Annotated in this window: 16 protein-coding genes and 1 tRNA gene; 10 read left to right on the forward strand and 7 right to left on the reverse strand. The window is 54.9% G+C overall.

Annotated features, from left to right (window positions below; translation table 11 throughout):
* Nucleotides 1-94 precede the first annotated feature (94 nt).
* Together ccmB and ccmA are read right to left on the reverse strand one after the other, a co-directional pair.
* Nucleotides 95-754 carry a heme exporter protein CcmB gene (gene ccmB / locus ACGS9J_RS24785; RefSeq protein ID WP_442233281.1) on the reverse strand — a complete coding sequence of 220 codons (660 nt, stop codon included), beginning with the start codon at nucleotides 752-754 and terminating at the stop codon, nucleotides 95-97.
* Nucleotides 754-1,386, reverse strand: coding sequence for a cytochrome c biogenesis heme-transporting ATPase CcmA (gene ccmA, locus ACGS9J_RS24790; RefSeq protein ID WP_442233282.1), 633 nt, complete (start codon nucleotides 1,384-1,386; stop codon nucleotides 754-756). The genes ccmB and ccmA overlap by 1 nt, the downstream gene beginning before the upstream one ends.
* A gap of 251 nt (nucleotides 1,387-1,637) precedes the next feature.
* Here ccmA and ACGS9J_RS24795 point away from each other — a divergent pair, with 251 nt between their 5' ends.
* From ACGS9J_RS24795 to ACGS9J_RS24810, 4 genes are all read left to right on the forward strand, one after another.
* A complete protein-coding gene (locus ACGS9J_RS24795) occupies nucleotides 1,638-2,567 on the forward strand; it encodes a formate/nitrite transporter family protein (RefSeq protein ID WP_442233283.1) in 930 nt (309 codons plus the stop codon).
* A gap of 129 nt (nucleotides 2,568-2,696) precedes the next feature.
* Nucleotides 2,697-2,771 (forward strand) — tRNA-Arg (locus ACGS9J_RS24800).
* 227 nt (nucleotides 2,772-2,998) lie between these two features.
* Entirely contained in the window at nucleotides 2,999-3,538 is a 540-nt protein-coding gene (locus ACGS9J_RS24805) for a DUF2058 domain-containing protein (RefSeq protein ID WP_442233284.1), read from the forward strand.
* Nucleotides 3,539-3,921: 383 nt separating this feature from the next.
* Complete coding sequence (locus tag ACGS9J_RS24810) at nucleotides 3,922-5,073, forward strand: porin (protein ID WP_442233285.1); 1,152 nt, start codon at nucleotides 3,922-3,924, stop codon at nucleotides 5,071-5,073.
* Nucleotides 5,074-5,317: 244 nt separating this feature from the next.
* On the opposite strand, the gene mltB is transcribed toward ACGS9J_RS24810, so the two are convergent.
* Nucleotides 5,318-6,403: a lytic murein transglycosylase B gene (mltB, locus tag ACGS9J_RS24815; protein WP_442233286.1), complete on the reverse strand. Its 1,086-nt coding sequence runs from the start codon at nucleotides 6,401-6,403 to the stop codon at nucleotides 5,318-5,320.
* 288 nt (nucleotides 6,404-6,691) lie between these two features.
* Between mltB and ACGS9J_RS24820 the strand changes: the two genes are divergently transcribed.
* Complete coding sequence (locus ACGS9J_RS24820) at nucleotides 6,692-7,132, forward strand: hypothetical protein (RefSeq protein ID WP_442233287.1); 441 nt, start codon at nucleotides 6,692-6,694, stop codon at nucleotides 7,130-7,132.
* A gap of 558 nt (nucleotides 7,133-7,690) precedes the next feature.
* Entirely contained in the window at nucleotides 7,691-7,765 is a 75-nt protein-coding gene (gene ypdK, locus ACGS9J_RS24825; RefSeq protein WP_104410986.1) for a membrane protein YpdK, read from the forward strand.
* Between the two features lie 67 nt (nucleotides 7,766-7,832).
* On the opposite strand, the gene ACGS9J_RS24830 is transcribed toward ypdK, so the two are convergent.
* The 3 genes from ACGS9J_RS24830 to ACGS9J_RS24840 all read right to left on the reverse strand — a co-directional run bounded on the left by ACGS9J_RS24830 (nucleotide 7,833) and on the right by ACGS9J_RS24840 (nucleotide 10,363).
* Nucleotides 7,833-8,357: a cytochrome b gene (locus ACGS9J_RS24830; RefSeq protein ID WP_442233288.1), complete on the reverse strand. Its 525-nt coding sequence runs from the start codon at nucleotides 8,355-8,357 to the stop codon at nucleotides 7,833-7,835.
* Between the two features lie 110 nt (nucleotides 8,358-8,467).
* Nucleotides 8,468-9,703, reverse strand: a complete 1,236-nt coding sequence (gene alaC, locus ACGS9J_RS24835) for an alanine transaminase (protein WP_442233289.1) — start codon at nucleotides 9,701-9,703, stop codon at nucleotides 8,468-8,470.
* 120 nt (nucleotides 9,704-9,823) lie between these two features.
* On the reverse strand, nucleotides 9,824-10,363 hold the full coding sequence (locus ACGS9J_RS24840; RefSeq protein ID WP_442233304.1) for a GNAT family N-acetyltransferase: 540 nt from the start codon (nucleotides 10,361-10,363) through the stop codon (nucleotides 9,824-9,826).
* 171 nt (nucleotides 10,364-10,534) lie between these two features.
* Between ACGS9J_RS24840 and ACGS9J_RS24845 the strand changes: the two genes are divergently transcribed.
* The 3 genes from ACGS9J_RS24845 to ACGS9J_RS24855 all read left to right on the forward strand — a co-directional run bounded on the left by ACGS9J_RS24845 (nucleotide 10,535) and on the right by ACGS9J_RS24855 (nucleotide 14,312).
* Complete coding sequence (locus ACGS9J_RS24845) at nucleotides 10,535-11,779, forward strand: DUF1479 domain-containing protein (protein ID WP_442233290.1); 1,245 nt, start codon at nucleotides 10,535-10,537, stop codon at nucleotides 11,777-11,779.
* 110 nt (nucleotides 11,780-11,889) lie between these two features.
* Nucleotides 11,890-13,581, forward strand: coding sequence for a LytS/YhcK type 5TM receptor domain-containing protein (locus ACGS9J_RS24850; RefSeq protein WP_442233305.1), 1,692 nt, complete (start codon nucleotides 11,890-11,892; stop codon nucleotides 13,579-13,581).
* Nucleotides 13,578-14,312: a LytR/AlgR family response regulator transcription factor gene (locus tag ACGS9J_RS24855; protein ID WP_442233291.1), complete on the forward strand. Its 735-nt coding sequence runs from the start codon at nucleotides 13,578-13,580 to the stop codon at nucleotides 14,310-14,312. Before ACGS9J_RS24850 ends, ACGS9J_RS24855 begins: the two co-directional genes overlap by 4 nt.
* A gap of 10 nt (nucleotides 14,313-14,322) precedes the next feature.
* Here the strand turns inward: ACGS9J_RS24855 and ACGS9J_RS24860 are convergent, their stop codons facing one another.
* Nucleotides 14,323-14,655, reverse strand: coding sequence for a DUF2502 domain-containing protein (locus ACGS9J_RS24860; protein WP_442233292.1), 333 nt, complete (start codon nucleotides 14,653-14,655; stop codon nucleotides 14,323-14,325).
* Nucleotides 14,656-15,052: 397 nt separating this feature from the next.
* Between ACGS9J_RS24860 and ACGS9J_RS24865 the strand changes: the two genes are divergently transcribed.
* Nucleotides 15,053-16,279 (forward strand): L-lactate MFS transporter, encoded by a 1,227-nt coding sequence (locus ACGS9J_RS24865; RefSeq protein WP_442233293.1) that lies wholly within the window; start codon nucleotides 15,053-15,055, stop codon nucleotides 16,277-16,279.
* Nucleotides 16,280-16,336 lie beyond the last annotated feature (57 nt).

The raw sequence follows: 16,336 nt of genomic DNA on the forward strand, positions 1-16,336 counted from the left end.
TATACGGTGGCCGCCTCGTTTACCGGGGCGACGAAAATTGCTTTTGCGGTGGAACACGCTCTTGGTGGCGTTAACCCGCATTTCAATAAGTTAGCTAGTGCACGCTCACTCGCAGCGCCGCGGCGGTGGCGAAAGGCGCCAGCGTTATGCTCCCCGCCAGCATCGCGCCCAGTATCGCCAGGTAGCCGTCGATCGGCATTCCCATAGAGGCGGCATCGATGGCAGCGGTAGAAAATATCAGCACCGGGATATACAGCGGCAGCACCAGCAGGCTTAGCAGCACGCCGCCCTTGCGTAACCCGACGGTCAGCGCCACGCCGATAGCGCCAATCAGGCTCAGCGTCGGCGTGCCCAACAGCAGCGTAAAAGCCACCGCCAGCCAGGTATTCATATCCAGCGACAGCAACAACGCCACCAGCGGCGACAGGATTAACAGGGGTAAGCCTGTTACTACCCAGTGAGCACACACTTTGCCTAACACCGTCATCGGCAGCGGCGTTGGCAATAACAACAGTTGCTCCAGCGAGCCATCGAGGAAATCATCGCGAAACAAACGCTCCAGCGACAACAGCGCCGCCAGCAGCGCCGCCACCCAGATAATCCCCGGCGAAATACGCGCCAGCAGCTGCGGCTCCGGCCCAATCCCTAACGGAAACAGCGTGATAACGATCAGGAAGAACCACAACGGATTAACGATTTCCGACCCTTTGCGAAAGGCAATCTTCAGCTCACGGCGCAATACAGTCAAAAACATCAAAGAGTCTCCACGCGGTTTTCCGTCAGGCTGATTTTTCCTACCGCCTGCGTTGCGCCGGCCAAATCCTGATGCGTGGTCAACAATACCATGCCGCCCTGCTGAGCATGTTGCTCAAAAAGGCTAATTAATTCAGCCACGCCCTGCTTGTCTATTGCCGTCAGCGGCTCATCCAGGATCCACAGCGGACTGTCGCTGAGCCATAACCGCGCCAGCGCCACTCGTCGCTGTTGACCGGCGGAAAGCTGCGCCACCGGTAAATCTTCATAACCCACTAACCCCACCTGCTCCAGCGCCTGCCAAATGGCCTGACGTTCGGGCGTGCCACGCACCGCCTGGTAAAACTGCAGGTTTTCAAAGGGTGTCAACATGGCTTTAATCCCCGGCTGATGGCCAAGGAACAACAAATCCTGATAATAACGTTCGCGGTGGCGCAACGTATTTTGCCCGTGCCAGCAGACTTCACCGCCTTCCGGGCGCGCCAGGCCGGCCAAAATCCGCAGCAGGCTGGTCTTCCCCGCCCCGTTTGGCCCTTCCACCTGAATAATATCGCCCGGCTTCACCGTAAAGCTTAACGCGCTAAACAGGGTGCGTTCATCACGGACGCAACTCAGATTTTTAGCTTCCAGCATCGGGAGAACTCATATTTTTCTTTGGGATAGCGATCATAGCATAAGCCATCTGCGGCACGTAGCCCGCCGCAGGTCACTCAACTACTCCAATAGGGGTAATATTGCGCCCCAGATCAAAAATGCGCAGAAAAAACCGACGGCGTTAAACTCTTGTTACTTTTTTCTGCAATTTGCCACAGCGCTTTCGCCTCACCTCCGGGCCAACTACGCTTAATCCGTGACCCTGACAGCATGTGATGGAGAAGCAGACAATGAGCGACCAACAGCAACGCCCGGATGCAGAGGCGGAAAATAACCTGCAGGTGGAGAGCAAAGAGCATGAACAGGGCAAAAGCGAAATTGAGGTAAAGGAAGAGAACCTGCCCTCACGCGCAGCGGCAGTACATGAGCAGATCCGCATGGAGGGAGAAAAAGAGTTGGAGCGCGACTGGCTGGCGTTGCTGTGGTCAGCGGTAGCCGCCGGGTTGTCGATGGGTGCCTCACTGATGGCGAAAGGCATTTTTCATGCCCGTTTGCCGGACGACCCCAGCCGCTTCTTTATCGAGAATATTGGCTACACCTTTGGCTTTATCATCGTGATCATGGCCCGCCAGCAGTTGTTTACCGAGAATACGGTCACCGCCGTGCTGCCGATCATGCAAAAACCGACGCCGAGAAACTTCCTGATCCTGTTTCGCCTGTGGGGTGTGGTGCTGTTAGGCAACCTGGTAGGTACCGGGCTGGCGTCGCTGGCCTTTATTCACATGCCGATTTTCGACGAGAACACCCGCAGCGCCTTCGTTAGCCTGTCGCAAGAGGTGATGAAAAACTCACCGTCGGAAATGTTCGCCAATGGTATTCTGGCCGGCTGGATCATCGCCACCATGGTGTGGATGTTCCCCTCTGCCGGTGCCGCCAAGATTTGGGTCATCGTACTGATGACCTACCTGGTGGCGATCTGCGATCTGACCCATATCGTGGTCGGATCGGTAGAGATCCTTTATCTGGTGTTTAGCGGCGTCATTCCCTGGCAAGATTTTATCTATCCGTTTGCCATCCCGACGCTGGCCGGCAACATCATTGGCGGCACCTTTATTTTTGCGTTAATCAGCCATGCGCAGATCCGTAACGATATGAGCGACAAAAACAAGGCGGAGCGACTGGCGGCCGAAAAACAAACCGACAAGGCGAGAAAATCGTGATCGCGGTCAGAGCAGTACGCGAAAAACGGCGCATATTGGCGAGGGAATGAGCAAACGCACCGCTAAGCGCTTATTCTGCGGGTAAAAAAAGGTATACTGCCCCGGCAGCCTTGGTTGCCAACCCGCAGCGTCCCCGTAGTTAAACGGATATAACAAGCCCCTCCTAAGGGCTAGTTACTGGTTCGATTCCAGTCGGGGACACCATGAACTTATAGACTCACCGCGATCAAAACCCATTAATTCCACGTTATACAAAACGTTAAGCCATTCTTGTCGTCTCATGGTTCAGTCCTGATTCTCAACACGTCCGCTTTGGCACGGAAATCTCGTGTTATCAAGATGATGCATGACCAGCCCCCACAATCTGGCACAACGCCGAATATTAAAGGTATAATCTCGCCCACTCTATTTAATCGATTTTAGAAACGAAGATGACAAAACTGACATTACAAGAGCAGATGCTCAAAGCGGGATTAGTCAGCAGTAAAAAGCTGGAGAAAGTGCAAAGAACCACTAAAAAATCGCGCGTGCAGGCTCGTGAGGCCAGAGAAGCGGTGGAGGTCAATAAAAAGGCGCAAATCGAGCGTGACCGACAGCTGAGTGAACAGCAAAAGCAGGCGGCTTTATCTAAAGAATATAAAGCCCAGGTAAAACAGTTAATTGAAATGAACAGGATCGTCATTTCAAATGGCGACATCAGCTATAACTTCACGGACAATAATTTAATTAAAAACGTACGTGTGGATAAAGTGACTCAGGCTCAGTTAATAAACGGGCGTCTTGCCATTGCACGTCTGGTTACTGAAAATAACCCTGATGGCGAATATGCCATTATCCCTGCCGTTGTGGCCAATAAAATTGCGCAACGCGATGCGAGCTACATAGTATTAAGCGCCGAACTCAGTCAGGAAGCTAAAGACGAAGAAGATCCTTACGCCGACTTTGTTGTCCCTGATGATTTGATGTGGTAATCAGGGCTTTTAGGGCAACGGGCTGTCCCCCTTGCCCTAACAACGCATTTTACTCTATTCCGTTACGCTGAAATTACTCGGCACATACCTTTCTCTGGCAAGTGAAAAATATACAGCCTTGTGTCAGATGAGCTGTGGCAGCGCGGTTCTGCCATTGCGTTGAGCCTTTTCTGCACCAGTGACTCCTGCCCCCATCCTGCCGCTTAAAAACAAATCCAATAATTAGCAAGAAAAGTAACTTTTTGTGTCGCACATTGTGTTACATATGCATTTCGCTTTACTTACACCTAAAAACTTTGAAAACGCTCAGAAAATTTCCTGAGCAACTTACTGATGCCGTTAGGTTTCGGTGAGATTGGGCCATCTACACACAGGGATAAAAAATGACATACCCATTGCGCGCATTAACTCAGGCCATAGCCCTGGGACTGGTTGTCGGCAGTGCTTCTTTCGCTGCCCAGGCTGAGATCACCTTGCTGAAGCAGGATCCACAGGCGGGCGATCCACTGAGCCGTCTTAACTTTACCGTTGGCGGCAGTATTCGCCCGCAGTTCAACAACATGACCGGCGATGGCGATAAAGGTTCTTACAAACGTAACGGTTTCGACGGCGGTACCCGTTTCCGCTTTGCCGCCGATTACTACCTGTTCGACGATATTAGCTGGATCAGTTACTACGAGCTGGGGGTCAATATCCCTGCGCTGTTCAACTGGGATAATCACTACGCCGACGGTGCCAACGACACCAGCCGCCGCATGCTGTACACCGGTCTGAAAAGCAAAACCTGGGGGCAACTGACCTTTGGCCAGCAAAACAGCATTTACTATGACGTGGTCGGCGCCAAAACCGATATCTGGGACTACGACATGTTGGCTCAGGCACCGGGTAACGGCATCAATGGCGATTACGACGGCTCCTACCGTTCACGCAAGATGCTGAAGTACAAAAACAGCTTCGGCGATGCCGATATCTATGCCTCTTACCTGTTCAGCGATGGCGAATATCTGCCGGGCAACGGCCTGCGCTACAAGCGCCAGGGCGGCGGCTCACTGGGCGTGGATTATCACCTGACGCCGGATCTGACCTGGGGCACCGCGTGGAACTATACCCGCGCCGAAATGCGTAACCCGTCCACCAGCGGCTCGAAAGATTACGATCAGAACATTGTTGGTACGGCGATCAGCTGGAAACCGGACAACTGGACACTGACCTTTGGCGGCGGCTGGTACAACAACTTCCTGACCACCAAAAAAGCCAACGTTGACGACTACTTTGCCGGTGATGCCTGGGGGATTGAATACCTGGCCGGGTATACCGTGCCGGTAGGGCAGTATGCGGTGAAATCCGTGATGCCGTACTTTATGGGCGATCGCTTGGAGTACGTGAGCGGCCGTAACTATCAGCGTATCGATAACGGTCTTGGCGTGACGGTGCAGTTTGACTATGGCTTCCGCGTCGATGTGGAACATGTGCTGACTTCCAGCACCGACAACCTCGGTGATATGACGCTGGTGCGTTTGCGTTACGATTTCTAATCGCAACCGACGTAAAAAAGGCCGCTTGCGCGTAATGCCGGTCAGTTAAGCAAAGTTCTGAATAAGAATGTACGACGTTGTTTAAGTGGGCGTCCCCCTCTCCAGAGGGAGAGGGCCGGGGTGAGGGGGCTTTTGCGTTGGTATGTATCCCCTCACCCTAACCCTCTCCCAAAGGAGAGGGGACAATATCGCCTTAACTGACAAGCATTACGCTTGCGCGGCCTGTTTCATTGCTTCTCCGGCATCAGAATCCGCCGCGCGCCGAACGACCCACCGCTTCACCCAATTGCCACACCGCCATCGCATAATGGGTGCTGTGGTTGTAGCGGGTAATGGTGTAGAAGTTTGGCAGACCATACCAGTACTGGTAGCCGGTGCCGATATCCAGACGCAGCAGGCTGGCTTCCTGATTGTCGCCCAACGATCCTTGCGGGCTCAGACCGGCCTCCGCCAGACTGGCAACCGAGTAGCGGGTTTTAAAGCCATTTTCCAGCCCAGGTGCCTGACCGTTTGCCTGTATCGCCACCGGTTCCCCTTTGGCCCAGCCATGCGCTTTAAAGTAGTTGGCGACGCTACCGATGGCATCCACGGGATCCCACAGGTTGATATGACCATCACCGTTGAAGTCAACCGCATAGCTCTTGAATGAGGACGGCATGAATTGGCCGTAGCCCATCGCCCCGGCGAAAGAACCGCGCAGCTCCAGCGGGTCATCCCCTTCGGTGCGTGACATCAGCAGGAAAGTTTCCAGTTCGCCGGCAAAGTAATCGGCGCGACGCGGATAGTTGAAGGCCAGGGTAGCCAACGCATCGATAATGCGGGTTTTCCCCATCACGCGGCCCCAACGGGTTTCAACACCGATAATGCCGACGATGATCTCCGGCGGCACGCCGTAGACCTGATAGGCGCGCTGCAACGCATCCTGATACTGATTCCAGAACTGCACGCCGTTTTGCACGTTGTCCGGCGTGATGAACTTGTTGCGATAGCGCAGCCAGGAGCCGTTCGGCCCTGATGGCGGCTGCGTGGTTGGCGTAGGTGCCTGGCGATCCATCAGCCGCAGCACAGAGTCCAGCCGTCTGGCCTGAGCCAACACGTCATGCAGTTGCTGACGATCGAAACCGTGTTCCTGCACCATTTTATCGATAAAACGGGCGGTGTTCGGATTATTGGCGAAATCCCCTCCCAGCAGTTGGCCAGAATGCGCGGGCGTCAACAGGAAACCGCCCTTCACGGTCGTCTCCTGAGGCGTGGCCGGGGTCGACTTCGGCCCGCTGCTACAGGCAGTGAGTAAGGTGAGCAGAGGGAGAAGAACAACTAAATGACGCATCGGATATCCATATAAGCCAAGCCAGTGATAAGTGTGGGTTATGTTAATCCATTGTCAGGTACGAACAAACCGGATTATGTCGCTCATCACAGAACCACCAGCCACTGCAATATAAAGTGTGATCGACAACACAGAAACAAAGCACCACTTAGGGTAAATCGGCGAGGCTGGCAAAAACCTCAGCCTTGATTAAATAGCACGCAAGGCCGGTTAGGCCTATCGCCACTGGCTATCTGTGGGCCAAGCGGTCACAATGCCGCATCTCTCCCGGCCCAAACAGGAAATACCATGTCTTGCCACTACCCCGCCCATTACGCCTTTGATAACGAAAGCGACGCCTGGCAGATCCGCTTTCGCGATTTTCCTGAACAGCAGGCCGCCTGCTATAAACGTGAAGATATCGAACTGGAAGCACAGGAAAGCCTGCTGATTGCCATCGCCATGGAGATGGAAGAAGGCCGTCCGGTGCCCGCCCCCTCCCCTGCTCTGCCGGATGAGTTGGCGATCCACCTGCCGGTGCTGGTGAAGCTCAAGCTCGAACTGCATAACATTATGCTGGCCGAAGCCACCGCCAAAGCCGACCTGGCACGCAAACTGGGCTTTAACGCCGGACAAATGGATCGCCTGCTGGATGTGGCCTATGCCTCAAAAGTGGAAGCACTGGAACAGGCTCTTTACCTGTTGGGGTATGAAGTGCAAACCTCGGTAACAGAGGTTCGCCAAGGTTAAGAAAAATATTTTTGTCGGGGGCTAAATATTCTCCACTTTTCGCCGATGTGTTGGTTACCGAATCACCAAAAGCAAAAAGTGAAGGCTAAAAATGGAGTGGAGTCGCCGCAATATCTGGGCCATTATTCTGCTGTCGTGCCTTGTCTTCTGGGCCATCCTGCTGACCGGCGCCAACGCCGTCGCCTGACCCCTTTCATAACATCACAGCAAGCATAATGATAAAGCCCGCTTCAGCGGGCTAATGCGTTTTTTACCGGATAAAAAAGGTAAATAAAAATCGTTTAAAAACAGTCAGCACTGGTTAAGAAACCGTCAATAAGTGTGATCAAAAACACAGTATTGTAATCAGGTTGGCATTGGGGGTACATTAGCGCCGATCCTGTCGTGATTCATGTTTTACCTCAAGGACGTTGAAACGCGACAACCGGGTAATCCGTGGCCAAGGACGTTGTTCTTCCTATTGAAGGATCCGCCTATTAGCCTTGGACTACCCACAAAACACTCAGCACAACAATCGGGATCATTGGCTTGCGAGGGACTCCAAACGGGAGTTGTTCAGTGAAATATTTTGTTATGGGCGTTTCATTCATGTTGGTAACATGGATTGGCACCTTTATGCTGATGGTTGCATAACCAAGGCATGACCGGGAATTTAGATAAAGGGGCGCATAAGCGCCCCTTTGTTGTTTCTGCGCGCCGGTTATTTTCCCGGCATCATGCGGCGCAAAGTGTCATCCTTGCGCAAATAATGGTGATATAACGCCGCCAACGCATGGGCGCCAATAATAAAGTAACCGGTATTGGCCAGCGTCTCGTGCGTGCTTTTGATTACCCGGCGCAGCAACGGATCCGGCGTGACGAACTGCGGCACCTGCCAGCCCAACAGCACCCATTCCTTTCCCCCGTAAGCCAGCGTCAACACGCCCAGCACCGGCAAGGTCAAAAACAGCAGATAGAGCAAGGCGTGAAAGATTTTGGCGCCCCATTCCTGCCACTCTTCAAGCGGTGGCGTGGTTGCCGGAGTGGCATAACGCCGACGCAACCCCAGCCGAATGAACATCAGCAGGAACACCGTCAGACCAAAGTTAAAATGCAGATTTTTTACCCACGACGCCATATCATCCGGCACCGAATTTTTCAGCAGCATTGCCGCATAGGTGAGGATCACCATCAGCAGTGTCAACCAGTGCAGAACAATTTGCGATTTTGCGTAACGATGCCCCATATACTTTTCCTGATAAATAAAGAAAATCTTATTGGAGCATAGTGGGTAAATAATGAAGAAAACCTTAGCAGGAACAAAAAAGGCCGGGACGAATGCCCGGCCTGAAGCCATTACCTGGTTGCAGCCGGGGTGCTCTTGGCCGGTTTGATCAGCCCATCGGCGCGGAACATCGCTTTGATGCCGCGTACCGCCTGGCGGATACGATCCTGATTTTCGATAAGCGCAAAGCGCACGTGAGTGTCGCCGTAATCGCCAAAACCGATACCTGGCGAGACGCAGACCTTGGCCTCCGCCAACAGGCGTTTGGCAAATTCCAGCGAGCCGAGGTGCGCATAAGGCTCGGGGATCTTGGCCCAGACGTACATGGACGCTTTCGGGTTTTCCACCATCCAGCCCGCCTCATGCAGCCCTTTCACCAACACATTGCGACGCTGACGATACTGCTCTGCAATGTCCAGCACGCACTGCTGATCGCCTTCCAGCGCAGCAATCGCCGCGACCTGCAGCGGGGTGAAGGTCCCGTAGTCGTGGTAACTCTTGATGCGCGCCAGCGCGTTGACCAACTCCGGGTTACCGACCATAAAGCCGATGCGCCAGCCCGCCATATTGTAGCTTTTCGACAAGGTGAAAAATTCGACCGCGATGTCCTTGGCGCCGGGCACCTGCATAATCGACGGCGCTTTCCAGCCGTCATAAACAATGTCGGCATAGGCCAGATCGTGGATCACCAGCACGTCGTACTGCTTGGCCAGCGCGACCACGCGTTCGAAGAAATCCAATTCAACGCACTGGGCGGTTGGGTTTGACGGGAAACCGAGGATCATCATTTTCGGACGCGGAATGGTTTCACGAATGGCGCGCTCCAGCTCACCAAAGAAATCCACGCCGTCCACCAGCGGCACTGAACGTACCTGGGCACCGGCAATCACCGCGCCGTAAATGTGGATCGGGTAACTCGGGTTCGGCACCAGCACCGTGTCGCCGTGATCGAGCGTCGCCAGCATCAGGTGCGCCAGCCCTTCTTTCGACCCTATGGTGACAATAGCTTCGCTTTCGGGATCGATCTCCACCTGGTAGCGGTCGGCATACCAGCGTGAAATGGCGCGACGCAAACGCGGGATACCGCGCGAGGTAGAATAACCGTGGGTGTCGTCACGCTGCGCAACGGTGCAGAGTTTTTCCACGATGTGCGGCGGCGTCGGCCCGTCGGGGTTGCCCATGCTGAAATCGATAATATCCTCGCCGCGACGGCGTGCAGCCATCTTGAGTTCGGCGGTGATGTTGAAGACATAAGGGGGAAGACGTTCAATACGCGTGAAACGGCGTTGCGGACTATTATCAGCCATAGGGACCTCGAAGTGACGTTAGCGCCCGGACCATCCGAGCGACGCGGGCCAATCCAGGATTGGCCGGATATTGAACATATCCCAGCCTCGGCAGGATTGTCGATACCCGGCACAACATTTTTATTTTCTCGCCCGAAACTCCCTCGCCAACAACCCCAGTTGCCAATCATTGCACCACTGCCCTGCCAGCTGGAAATTATCGCGCAGCGTGCCCTCCAGCAAAAAGCCGCAGCTTTCCAGCAGCCGGCGCGAAGCCAGATTGCCCTCGGTCACGGTGGCGTTCACTTTGTGGAAGCCGCAGGCGTTAAAGGCAAAATCCAACACCGCCGGCAGCCATTCCTTACCGTAGCCCTTGCCCTGCGCTTCCGGCAGGCAGCCAAAACCCACTTCCGCCTGTTGGTAGGGCAACCACTGCGGGCGAAACCCGGTGATGCCCAACACCTGGCCATTGGCCTTTTCGCGGATCACCAGACACAGCCATTGTTCCCGGTGCTTATCCCAGGTCGGTAAGCGAGCCTCAAACCGGCCGCGGATTTCCTCTTCACTGCACGGATCGGCGATATAACGTATCACCAACGGATCCTGATACAGGCGTAAAAAAAGCGGCCAATCGTCGGCGGTCATCGTCTGCAGGGTTAAACGCTCAGTTACCAGTTTGATCACAAAAATCTCCGAAAAACGAAAATGAGGAAGTTACGAATGAAAGATATCCCTTTATTTTCCTCTATTAAATCCAGATAATCATTAACGTCAAAACAACAAAACCATAACGCCTTACCCGGTCCTCTACAACCGTCCGTCGTTGCCTAACGGCAGCGCGAGGAGAACATCATGGCTTCCTTATTCATTGACGATATTCCCAGCGCCATTAAAACCGTCAAGCAGCAACTGCGACAGGCATTGCCGCATTACCGCGAGGCTTTTCTGGCACTGGAAGAAAACATCCGCCAACAGGTTGAACAAATCCGTCAGGAGCTGGCCGCCGGTCAGAATCCGGTGCCGCAAATCGATGCCGAAGATATTCTGCAGCAACGCGTCAGCGAGCAGCAAAAAGCGTTGATCAAACAGCGCGGCGCCTGCGCCATTCGTGGCGTATTCCCGCGCGACAAAGCTGAGGCCTGGAACCGGGAAGTCGGCAACTATCTCGAGCGCAACAATTTCGTTGAACGCCTGAAAGGGGCCGCCGAAGACAACTACTTTGGCAAACTGGCCGCCAGCAAGCCGCAGATCTACGGCATTTACTGGTCAAAACCGCAGGTGGAAGCACGTCAGGACGCTCGCATGCACGCGGTGCAGGTGTTCCTCAACAGCCTGTGGGAAACCGAGAGTAACGGCAAACAACATTTTGACCCGACGCGTGTCGCCACCTATGCCGATCGCACCCGTCGTCGTCCGCCAAACTCCTCTTCACTCGGGCTGTCGCCGCACGTAGACAGCGGCACTATCGAACGCTGGCTGGATGAGAACTTCCGCTACGTTTACCGTCACGTGTTCTCCGGCAACTGGCAGGCATACGATCCTTTCGCCGCCGACGGGCGCACCGAAGTGCGCGAGATCGCCTCACCGGCGGTGTGCTCGATGTTCCGCACCTTCCAGGGTTGGACAGCGTTAACACCGCAGCGTACCCACGCCGGTACGCTGAATCTGGTGCCAATCGCCAACGCCATGGCCTATGTGTTATTGCGTGCGCTGCAGGATGACGTCGCTGACGACGATCTGTGCGGCGCCGCCCCGGGCCGCGCGTTGTCAATCTCCGAAAAATGGCATCCCCTTTTATTAAGTGGGATTTCCCCTATTCCCGATCTGGAGCCGGGCGACACGGTGTTCTGGCACTGCGACGTGATCCACGCGGTGGAAAATGAACATAACGGTGAGTTCGACAGCAACGTGATGTACATCGCCGCCGCGCCAGGCTGCGAGAAAAACGACGCTTACCTGCAACGCCAACTGCCCAGCTTTATGAGTGGTAAAACACCGCCGGATTTCGCGCCCGATGATTTCGAAGTGGATTTCGAAGGACGCGCCACAGTGGATCTGTTGACGCAGCTCGGCAAGGAACAGTTAGGCATCAAATAACGCCGTCCCCCGTGGCGCGCCGCCCGGCCGCCACGGGATCAATCCGCTGTGATATACTCCGCCCTATCTTTCTGCCGCCGCGAGAGTCCGTCGTGCACCCTTTTTTTGAAATGTTGTTAGCGGTATTCGATCGCGCAGCGCTGATGCTGATCTGCCTGTTTTTCCTTACCCGCACTCGCTTGTTCCGTCAGTTGCTGCAAAAAGAGGACCATACGCCGCTTGAACTGGGCATGGTCACCGCCATTTTCTCGCTGTTTGCCCTGTTCAGCACCTATTCGGGCGTCAACGTTGAAGGCTCGCTGGTCAACGTGCGGGTGATCGCCATCATGGCCGGTGGCATCCTGTTCGGCCCCTGGGTGGGGGTAATCACCGGTGTCATTGCCGGGGTACACCGCTACCTGATTGATATCGATGGCATCACCTCGGTTCCCTGCCTGATCACCAGCATCATTGCCGGTATCAGCGCTGGCTATATCAACCTGAAGGTGAAAAAAGAGCAACGCTGGCGCGCCGGGATCATCGGCGGCATGCTGTGCGAATGCTTGACCATGCTACTGATCGTGCTGTGGGCCAAGCCGACCGAACTGGGGCTGGATATCGTTTCCAAAATTGCCCTGCCGATGATCCTCGGCACCGTGTGTATCGGTCTGATCGTGCTGCTGGTGCAGAGCGTGGAAGACGAAAAAGAAGTGATCGCCGCGCGGCAGGCCAAGCTGGCGCTGGATATTGCCCGCAAAACGCTGCCCTATTTTCGCAATATCAACAGCGAATCGCTGGCCACCATTTGCGACATCATTCGCCAGGACATTCAGGCCGACGCGGTGGCGATCACAGACACTCACCAGGTGATGGCCTATGTCGGCGTGGGGGAAGAGGCCTACCCGATTGGCCGCGAAGGGTTGAGCCGCGTGACCCGCGAAAGCATCCGGCACGGCAAGATCATCATAAAAAATAACCTGGAGAACCCCGCCACGCCGCAAATCCACTCGCAGTTGGTGATCCCGCTATGGGAAAAGGGGGAAGTGACCGGTGCGCTGAAAATTTACTACTGCCACGCCCACCAGATCACCAATACGCTGAAGGTGATGGCGGTCGGCCTGTCGCAAATCATCTCCACCCAAATGGAAGTGTCACGCATTGAGCATCTGCGCCAGATGGCGGACAAGGCGGAAATGCGCGCTCTGCAGAGCAAAATCAACCCCCATTTCCTGTTCAACGCCTTGAACGCCATTTCCTCTTCGATCCGCATCAATCCGGACACCGCCCGCCAGTTGATTATCAACCTGTCGCGCTACCTGCGTTATAATTTGGAACTGAACGACGAGTTGATCGACATCCGCAAGGAGCTGCACCAAATCCAGGATTACATCGCCATCGAACAGGCGCGTTTCGGTGCCAAACTGACGGTGATTTATGACATCGATGACGATATCTCGGTACGCATTCCCAGCCTGCTGATCCAACCGCTGGTGGAGAACGCCATCGTGCACGGCATTCAGCCGTGCAAAGGCAAGGGAGTGGTGGTGATTGCGGTGAAAGATCAGGGCGATCGGGTCAGAATTTCGGTCAAAGATACCGGCCACGGTATCGACCGGCAAGTCATCGAACGTGTCGCGCGCAACGAGATGCCGGGGCACAACATCGGCCTGCTGAACGTGCATCACCGGGTGTCTCTGCTGTACGGTGAAGGGCTGCGCATTCGGCGCCTGGAACCTGGTACCGAAATTGCCTTTTACATCAGCAAAAACGGCGGCAAACTGCCGGTGGATAACCGCGCATTGCCGGCCAGGGAGCCATCATGAAAGCCATCATCGTCGAAGACGAGTTCCTCGCTCAGGAGGAGCTCAGCTACCTGATCAAGAAGCACAGCAATATCGTCATCGAAGCCACCTTCGAAGACGGGCTGGACGTGCTGAAATACCTGCAAAACCATCAGGTCGACGCCATCTTTCTCGACATCAATATTCCGTCGCTGGACGGGGTGCTGCTGGCACAAAACATCAGTAAATTTGCGCACCGGCCTTCGATTGTGTTTATCACCGCCTATAAAGAACATGCGGTGGAAGCGTTCGAAATCGAGGCGTTTGACTACATTCTCAAGCCCTATCACGAAGCGCGCATCGTCACCATGCTGCAAAAGCTGGAAGCGCTGCATAGCCGCCCCGCCAGTCTGCCGGAGCAGGCCAGCGCGCCGAACCGCAGCAGCCACAGCATTAACCTGATTAAAGACGAGCGGATTATCGTTACCGACATCGACGACATTTACTATGCCGCTGCCGATGAGAAAGTGACGCGGGTTTATACCCGACGCGAAGAGTTTGTGATGCCGATGAACATCACCGAGTTTTACGGTCGTCTGCCCGAAGAACATTTCTTCCGCTGCCACCGTTCCTACTGCGTCAATCTGTCGAAAATTCGCGAGATCGTGCCGTGGTTCAACAACACCTATATTCTGCGGCTGAGCGACCTCGATTTTGAAGTGCCGGTCAGCCGCAGCAAGGTAAAAGAGTTTCGCAAGCTGATGCGTCTGTAATCGCCAGAGGCTACCAGCGCGGTCCCGGCCCGTAGTAATAGCCCGGGGGTGGCGGAGGGGGCATGCGGTAATGCGGACGATCACGCCATTCACGCCGTGGCGGGCCGTAATAGATCACCCGTGGCGGCGGGCCATAGTAATAACCCCGTGGCCGTTCATAGCCCCGGTGTTCTGCCCACCAGCGCGGATCGCGCCAGCGACCGCCGTCCCAGTAGTGCCCGCGATCATCGCGATCGCCAATATGCAATGAAAGCCCCGGCACATTCACGCCGATGGATACGTCCGCATGGCTCACCAACGGTAGCGACAGCAGTGCGGCTAATAACAACAGTATTTTTTTCATCTTAACGACTCCTGCAGAGCGGAACCCGTCCGTTCACCGTTAACATAGGCTTGCGCCGGCGGCCGCTCTATAGGAACAGTGCCCATTTACGCCTTTCGCACACATCCTTCACAATTCAAACACAATCATGCACCGTTGATTTACAATAAATCGCTGATATTCTTGATATAGATCACGTCTCATCAGGTGCATTTCATCCCCTTTTACCCGCTAAAACGGCAACTCATGCACTGCCTGATGCATTTCATTCCTCCCCTTGTGCAACTCATTCCCGATCCGCCGCCGAGTGGTACTACCAGCCATATAATATGCCCATACCGCGGGGCATCAGACGCTACCGCAAATTCTCGCCAACGGCTGACCGCCCGGCAATGCACACACAGGAAGGAGACCGGCCATGAACACCAAACCGGCAAATCGCAGCTTAATCGTTCTGGGCACCATCATCTGCCAGATGGGTCTCGGTACTATCTATACCTGGAGCCTGTTCAACCAGCCGCTGGTCGACAAGTTCCACTGGGGCCTCGGTGATGTTGCTACCACCTTCTCCATCACCAGCTTCTTCCTGGCCTTCGCCACCCTGTTTGCCGGCAAGCTGCAGGAACGCTTCGGCATCCGTAACCTGACGCTGTTCTCCGGTATCCTGGTCGGTCTGGGCCTGATTGCCAGCGCCTACGTCAGCTCACTGGATATGATTTACCTGCTGGCCGGCGTGGTGGTCGGTTTCGCGGTAGGTATCGCCTATATCTCTACCCTGTCCAACCTGATCAAGTGGTTCCCGGCCAACAAAGGGCTGATCTCCGGTATCTCGGTGGGTGCCTTCGGCAGCGGCAGCCTGCTGTTCAAATACGTTAACGCCGCGCTGATTGCCGACGTCGGCGTGTCCAGCGCCTTCTTCTACTGGGGTGCCATCGTGATGGCGCTGATTGTTCTGGGCTCCCTGCTGCTGAAAGAACCCGTACTGGCGAGCCAATCTGCACAACAACGCGCAGGCAACCTGGGTAACGACTTCAGCGTACGCCAGATGCTGGCCACCAAAGAAGCCTACCTGCTGTTCATGATTTTCTTCGCCGCCTGCATGAGCGGTCTCTACCTGATTGGCATCGTGAAAGACATGGGTGTGCAACTGGCCGGGATGGATTTGGCGACCGCCGCCAACACCGTGTCCGCCGTCGCTATCTTCAACACCGCAGGCCGCATCATTCTGGGTACGCTGTCAGATAAAGTGGGCCGTATGCGCGTCATCAGCTTCACCATGCTGGTTACCGTGCTGGCGATTGTGGCGCTGAGCTTCCTTACCCTGAACCACACGCTGTTCTTTATCTGCGTCGGCGCAGTCGCCTTCTGCTTCGGTGGCAACATCACCGTCTTCCCGGCGATTGTCGGTGACTTCTTCGGCCTGAAAAACCACAGCAAAAACTACGGCATCATCTATCAGGGCTTTGGTTTGGGCGCGCTGGCCGGTTCATTTGTCGCCAAATACTTCGGTGGCTTCCACGCGACCTTTATGGTGATTGGCGTGCTGTCCATCGCTTCCCTGGTCATCACCCTGTTCATCAAGGCACCGAAAGCGGTGGCGCAGGAAGAAGATCAATTCCAGCCGGCACATCTGGCTAAAGCCTGATACCTCAAACGGCAAAAGGGGCGCAACCCATAAGGTTGCGCCCCTTTTTTTATCGCT

Source organism: Serratia quinivorans (assembly GCF_052113645.1).
Taxonomy (GTDB): domain Bacteria; phylum Pseudomonadota; class Gammaproteobacteria; order Enterobacterales; family Enterobacteriaceae; genus Serratia; species Serratia quinivorans_B.

What these genes read in the sequence shown, in the direction of transcription:
- ccmB (WP_442233281.1), bottom strand. Translation starts at nt 754, where the DNA reads ATGTTTTTGACTGTATTGCGCCGTGAGCTGAAGATTGCCTTTCGCAAA.
- ccmA (WP_442233282.1), bottom strand. Translation starts at nt 1,386, where the DNA reads ATGCTGGAAGCTAAAAATCTGAGTTGCGTCCGTGATGAACGCACCCTG.
- ACGS9J_RS24795 (WP_442233283.1), top strand. Translation starts at nt 1,638, where the DNA reads ATGAGCGACCAACAGCAACGCCCGGATGCAGAGGCGGAAAATAACCTG.
- ACGS9J_RS24805 (WP_442233284.1), top strand. Translation starts at nt 2,999, where the DNA reads ATGACAAAACTGACATTACAAGAGCAGATGCTCAAAGCGGGATTAGTC.
- ACGS9J_RS24810 (WP_442233285.1), top strand. Translation starts at nt 3,922, where the DNA reads ATGACATACCCATTGCGCGCATTAACTCAGGCCATAGCCCTGGGACTG.
- mltB (WP_442233286.1), bottom strand. Translation starts at nt 6,403, where the DNA reads ATGCGTCATTTAGTTGTTCTTCTCCCTCTGCTCACCTTACTCACTGCC.
- ACGS9J_RS24820 (WP_442233287.1), top strand. Translation starts at nt 6,692, where the DNA reads ATGTCTTGCCACTACCCCGCCCATTACGCCTTTGATAACGAAAGCGAC.
- ACGS9J_RS24830 (WP_442233288.1), bottom strand. Translation starts at nt 8,357, where the DNA reads ATGGGGCATCGTTACGCAAAATCGCAAATTGTTCTGCACTGGTTGACA.
- alaC (WP_442233289.1), bottom strand. Translation starts at nt 9,703, where the DNA reads ATGGCTGATAATAGTCCGCAACGCCGTTTCACGCGTATTGAACGTCTT.
- ACGS9J_RS24845 (WP_442233290.1), top strand. Translation starts at nt 10,535, where the DNA reads ATGGCTTCCTTATTCATTGACGATATTCCCAGCGCCATTAAAACCGTC.
- ACGS9J_RS24850 (WP_442233305.1), top strand. Translation starts at nt 11,890, where the DNA reads ATGTTGTTAGCGGTATTCGATCGCGCAGCGCTGATGCTGATCTGCCTG.
- ACGS9J_RS24855 (WP_442233291.1), top strand. Translation starts at nt 13,578, where the DNA reads ATGAAAGCCATCATCGTCGAAGACGAGTTCCTCGCTCAGGAGGAGCTC.
- ACGS9J_RS24860 (WP_442233292.1), bottom strand. Translation starts at nt 14,655, where the DNA reads ATGAAAAAAATACTGTTGTTATTAGCCGCACTGCTGTCGCTACCGTTG.
- ACGS9J_RS24865 (WP_442233293.1), top strand. Translation starts at nt 15,053, where the DNA reads ATGAACACCAAACCGGCAAATCGCAGCTTAATCGTTCTGGGCACCATC.